Here is a 4,938-nt window from a genome sequence, read left to right on the forward strand (position 1 = left end):
TTGCGCGAGACCGGGCTTTTGGCCTGACTTACCGCGGGCGGATGCGCTTGAACAACACGCGCGTTCGCCTGCATGCAGTGCATCCCGGCCGCACAACCGTTCGGCCAGCCAGCGAGTGTCATCAACCCGTCGTTCATCGACCCGTTCCCGGCTTAGCTTCCAGGCAACGCGCATTCAGCATCACGAAGGACCTCATGAAACGTTCTGCCTTAATCAACAACGCTCGCACCATTGGCGCGCTGTCGCTTGCAATCGGCACGCTGATCTCGCTTGGCGGTTGTGACACCTTGAACGATTGGCTCGCGCCTGACCGTGTGAATTACAAGGGTGCTGAAACGGCGCCTTCGCTGGCAGTGCCGTCGGATCTGACCACCGGCGACATCAGCCAGCGGTACGCTGCACCGCCCAAGCTGAATTCGCTCGGCGGCGCTGCACCGCGTTCGCTGACGCCGGCAGGCAATGCGACAGTCGGTTTGCCGACGCCGCAAGACCCGTTCGGCATGCACGTGGAACGCGACGGCGACCGCCGCTGGCTCGTGGTCGACGGCCGCTCGCCCGATCAACTCTGGCCACAGTTGCAGGAGTTCTGGGAAGAGAACGGTTTCACGCTCAAGACCGATGCACCGGCCACCGGCATCATGTCCACCGACTGGGCCGAGAATCGCGCGAACATTCCGGACGACTGGTTCAGGAAGAGCGTGGGCAAGCTGATCGACTTTGCGTATTCATCGGGTACGCGCGACCAGTTCCGCACGCTGGTGGAACGTGGCTCGAACAACTCCACGGACATCTCGATCAGCCACGCCGCGATGGAAGAAGTGCTGACCGGCCAGGACAAGACCTCGTCGAAATGGGAAGAGCGTCCGCGCAACCCGGCGCTCGAAGCTGCGTTCCTTGCGAAGCTGATGGAGAAGTTCGGTCTCACGGATGCACAAGCCAAACAATTGCTGACCGACGCACGACCGGCTGAGCCGGCTGTCGCACTGGATCAATCGGGCGGCACGTCTACGCTCGACATCTCCGAGCCGTTCGATCGCGCCTGGTTGCGAGTCGGTTTGGCGCTTGACCGTACCAACTTCACCGTGGACAACCGCGATCGTGCGAAGGGCGTGTATTACGTGCGTTTCTCCGACTCCATGGCGGAGCTGAAGAAGGAAGGGCTGCTCGGCAAGCTGTTCACCGGCAGCGCGCCGAAGCCCTCACGTGAATTCATGGTCAATGTGCGTCCGAAGGCCGATACCTTGACGCAAGTCGCCGTGGTCGATGCGAACGGTCAGGTCGATACATCGACTGACGCTCAACGCATTGTTGCGTTGTTGCATGCGCAGTTGAACTAGGTCCCGGCCAATGCGCTTTGCCAGTCTCGGCAGCGGCAGTGAAGGCAACGCGTTGCTGGTCGAGTCGGCCAGCGGCACGATCACCACGCGCGTGCTGCTGGACTGTGGTTTTTCAGCCAAGGAAGTCGAGCGGCGCCTTGCAAGGCTCGACGTTCGCCCTGATCAGCTCGATGCCATTTTCATCACGCACGAGCATACGGATCACATTGGCGGCGCGCTGACGCTGGCGCGCAAATGGTCCATACCGGTACACATGAGCTGGGGCACGGCGCGCGCGGTAGGCGCCGATGACGCACCGGTCGACCTGCATGTGCTCTGGGGCGACGAGAGCGTCGCTGTGGGCAACCTGCATGTGCTGCCCTACACAGTTCCCCATGACGCACGCGAACCCCTCCAGTACGTGTTCTCTGACGGCGCAAGCCGCTTGGGCGTCCTGACGGATGTGGGCGTTGCCACGCCGCATATCACCAGCACGTTGAGCGGTTGCGATGCGCTGGTGCTCGAATCCAATCACGACATGGAGATGCTCGCGACGAGCCGCTATCCTGCGTCGTTGAAGGCCCGCATCGGCGGCATGCACGGGCATCTGAACAACGACGCGGCGGCGGCCATCCTTGCATCGCTGGATCGATCGAAGCTGCGTCATCTGGTGGCCGCCCATCTGAGCCAGCAGAACAACTTGCCTGAGCTGGCCCAGGCGGCCCTTGCTGCGGTCTTGGGCGCGACGGCCGCCGACGTGCTGGTCGCGACGCAGGCGGATGGCTTCGACTGGCTTTCCCTTTGAAGCGTCCTCCGTGACAGGCATATCGAACTTTTAAATCAAGAAGCACCAGACGTAAAAAAACCGGCCCGAGGGCCGGTTTTTTCGTAAGCCTACAAAATCAACCTTGTGGGCTTACTGCGGAGGCTTCGTTTCCTGCTAGATCAATCATGCTCAAGAGCGGGAAACTTGGCCTCTGACTCAATACTTACTGGCTCGCGCCCGAAGCAGCAGCAGCCGGAGCAGCAGCGTCCGATGCCGTTGCAGCAGCCGAAGCTGCGTCGCTTGCAGCAGCCGTAGCGCTCGATGCTGCGTCCGTTGCGGAAGCCGCAGCGTCCGAAGCAGCAGCTGCCGGTGCCGAAGCAGCCGACGTATCGCTAGCAGCGCCCGGAGCAGCCGTATCGCTAGACTTGTTGCATGCAGCAAGAGCAACAGCAGCCAACAGGGATGCTACGAGGAGAGATTTCTTCATGATCACGTCCTTTTATGGTTAAAGGTAAGCAACAGCGCAAAGTACCGGTAATGTGTGCTCCAACACCGACCCGGGCCGTTGTGGACTCACATTATGTATGGTTGTGAGACTTCCTACGGCTTGGGCGGAAATTATATGCACTTTCGTACTGACCGTCGATAAATGCAGGGACAATACGTTGTCTTTCTCATACATTTCATCAGCCTGCGATAACAACCCGGCGAACAACAAGACCAAACAACGCTAGGCGTTCGCGTCGACTTGAATCCAGCCCGCACAATACCACTCGTGCAGTAAGACTGTCATTGACGATTCTCCAGAGAGTGTTACAAACCGTTTCCCCTCCAGATATCGCTTGTCAGCAAGCTCGGGCAGCCATTTTCTGGCTTTCGGCGACATTAACTCCCGTTCGCCGTTGAGAAAATAAGCGTGTTTGTCGTAAAGCAGCACGGTTTTTCTATCGAGCTTCAAACCGGACTGCTTCGCGCGCTCAATAAATCGCTTTTCATTCAAAGGTCGTTGTGGCGGATCAAATACGACATTCGCCTTGGGCTCGCTCAAATAAGTACCGAGAAAACCAGCAACCTCCTTTTCAGTCCATCCGATGTTCGCAAGGATCGCGCCTACCCGCTCGACCAGAAGGGGCGGCAATTGCGCGGGATTCCTGACGGCCGGCTGAGTCGGGTCGCGGTAACGCTGTTCGCCCTTGCCGCGGCCACCCGACATCTCTTCCATGCGCTCAGCCAGGTGATACAGGAATTGTCCCGACAGTTCGGCGGCGGACGGTGCGCGAAAGCCGACAGAGCATGTCATGCATTCGCCTTCAGCCACGCCGTCATGGGCGATATGAGGCGGCAGATAAAGCATGTCGCCCGGCTCGAGCACCCATTCCTCATCGGCTTCGAAGTGCTGTAAAACTTTCAACGGCAACCCCTCTTTTAGCGAGAGATCGCGCTGCGCACCGAAACGCCAGCGGCGTTTGCCATGGACCTGCAGCAGGAAGACGTCGTAGGAATCGAAATGCGCGCCGACACCGCCGCCGTCCGTCGCGTACGAGATCATGAGGTCGTCCAGCCGCGCATCAGGTATGAAACGGAAGCGGTCGAGGAGCGAGCGGGCGCGGTCGTCGTGCAGGTTCACGCCTTGCACGAGTAATGTCCAGTCACGCTTTTTTACGGACGGCAGTTCATCTGGCGCAAACGGGCCGTGTTCCATTGCCCAGGATTGGCGAAAATGGGTGATCAGGCGTGATTCGGCGTCGTCGTTGTCGGCGAGTTCGAACAGTTCGTCGCGCGACAAGGGCGCCTGGATGCCGGGAATCGCCTGACGGATCAGCAGCGGCTTTTTCTGCCAGTACCGGCGCATGAACTGCGCGGGCGAGAGGCCGCCTAGGAGGGTTGAAGGTTCGTCGGGAAGCGGCACCGCGAAAGGACTTGAGGGAACGTTTGGGGACCGCGCTGGCATCGTATAATTAAGGCTTGTATCTTGGAGAATCCAATGAAAATCGCAAAAGACACCGTCGTATCAGTCGCCTATAAGCTATCTGACGCTCATGGCAACCTGATCGAGGAAAGCGACGAGCCGATGGTCTATCTGCACGGCGGCTATGATGGCACGTTCCCCAAGATCGAGGAAGCACTCGACGGTCAGGAAGCCGGCTATCAGACGCAATTGCAGCTCGAGCCGCAAGACGCGTTCGGCGAGTACGATCCCGATCTCGTGAAGGTGGAGGCGCGTGGCCGCTTTCCGGAGCCGCTCGAAATCGGCATGCAATTCGAGGGCACGCCGGAAGACGGCGAGGACGAACTCGATTCGCTCATCTATACAGTGACCGATGTAGCAGAAGACAAGGTCGTGCTCGACGGCAATCATCCGCTCGCCGGCATGGCGCTGCGTTTCGCGTTGAACGTGCAGGAAGTGCGTGAAGCCACCGAAGACGAGAAAGAGCACCAGCACGCGCATGGGCTCGATGGTCTCGAAGTGCTCGACGAGGACGATGAAGAGCCGGGCAAGGACGCGGGTCCGACCTTGCATTGAGGCGGTTCGGTTTTATCGGTTGATCGGGATCAGAAGTGAACACAAGGCGCAGGCAGGTTGCTGCGCCTTTGTTTTATTTCATTGACCATCTGCTTGATTCGATGCACCGCTTGCAGGTGTTATTGGGTTCGAAGGCGCATTCAGGATCGGCGGCACGGTCGGCGGCGGATTCGGATTCAGCAACGGTGGCATCTGAGGCGTGGCATTGGACGCTGCGCCGTCGCTTGCGGGCGCAGGCGCCGGCATCTGCGAATACCGCATCGATCTGTGCCATTTCGGAAGCCGACAGCACGCCTGTCTCTATGAGCGTTTTTTTCAGTGCGACAAAAAAG

Annotated in this window: 6 protein-coding genes; 3 read left to right on the forward strand and 3 right to left on the reverse strand. The window is 59.3% G+C overall.

Annotated elements, in window-relative coordinates; translation table 11 throughout:
- Window positions 1-194 precede the first annotated feature (194 nt).
- Window positions 195-1,337: an outer membrane protein assembly factor BamC gene (gene bamC, locus ACRXB1_RS30405; protein WP_075360450.1), complete on the forward strand. Its 1,143-nt coding sequence runs from the start codon at window positions 195-197 to the stop codon at window positions 1,335-1,337.
- A gap of 10 nt (window positions 1,338-1,347) precedes the next feature.
- Window positions 1,348-2,121, forward strand: a complete 774-nt coding sequence (locus tag ACRXB1_RS30410; protein WP_449494153.1) for an MBL fold metallo-hydrolase — start codon at window positions 1,348-1,350, stop codon at window positions 2,119-2,121.
- A gap of 184 nt (window positions 2,122-2,305) precedes the next feature.
- On the opposite strand, the gene ACRXB1_RS30415 is transcribed toward ACRXB1_RS30410, so the two are convergent.
- Both ACRXB1_RS30415 and ACRXB1_RS30420 read right to left on the reverse strand, forming a co-directional pair.
- Window positions 2,306-2,569: a hypothetical protein gene (locus ACRXB1_RS30415; protein WP_075360448.1), complete on the reverse strand. Its 264-nt coding sequence runs from the start codon at window positions 2,567-2,569 to the stop codon at window positions 2,306-2,308.
- 243 nt (window positions 2,570-2,812) lie between these two features.
- On the reverse strand, window positions 2,813-4,033 hold the full coding sequence (locus ACRXB1_RS30420; protein ID WP_449494154.1) for a JmjC domain-containing protein: 1,221 nt from the start codon (window positions 4,031-4,033) through the stop codon (window positions 2,813-2,815).
- Between the two features lie 33 nt (window positions 4,034-4,066).
- Here ACRXB1_RS30420 and ACRXB1_RS30425 point away from each other — a divergent pair, with 33 nt between their 5' ends.
- Window positions 4,067-4,606, forward strand: a complete 540-nt coding sequence (locus ACRXB1_RS30425; protein ID WP_061999085.1) for an FKBP-type peptidyl-prolyl cis-trans isomerase — start codon at window positions 4,067-4,069, stop codon at window positions 4,604-4,606.
- A 73-nt stretch (window positions 4,607-4,679) separates the two neighbouring features.
- Here ACRXB1_RS30425 and ACRXB1_RS30430 read toward each other — a convergent pair.
- Window positions 4,680-4,938 (reverse strand): hypothetical protein (locus tag ACRXB1_RS30430; protein ID WP_449494155.1); only part of this gene is annotated, 259 nt, incomplete at its 5' end.

The organism is Caballeronia sp. M23-90, assembly GCF_053574605.1.

Coding starts and splice junctions, on each gene's coding strand:
- bamC (WP_075360450.1), top strand. CDS start 195: ATGAAACGTTCTGCCTTAATCAACAACGCTCGCACCATTGGCGCGCTG.
- ACRXB1_RS30420 (WP_449494154.1), bottom strand. CDS start 4,033: ATGCCAGCGCGGTCCCCAAACGTTCCCTCAAGTCCTTTCGCGGTGCCG.
- ACRXB1_RS30425 (WP_061999085.1), top strand. CDS start 4,067: ATGAAAATCGCAAAAGACACCGTCGTATCAGTCGCCTATAAGCTATCT.
- ACRXB1_RS30410 (WP_449494153.1), top strand. CDS start 1,348: ATGCGCTTTGCCAGTCTCGGCAGCGGCAGTGAAGGCAACGCGTTGCTG.
- ACRXB1_RS30415 (WP_075360448.1), bottom strand. CDS start 2,569: ATGAAGAAATCTCTCCTCGTAGCATCCCTGTTGGCTGCTGTTGCTCTT.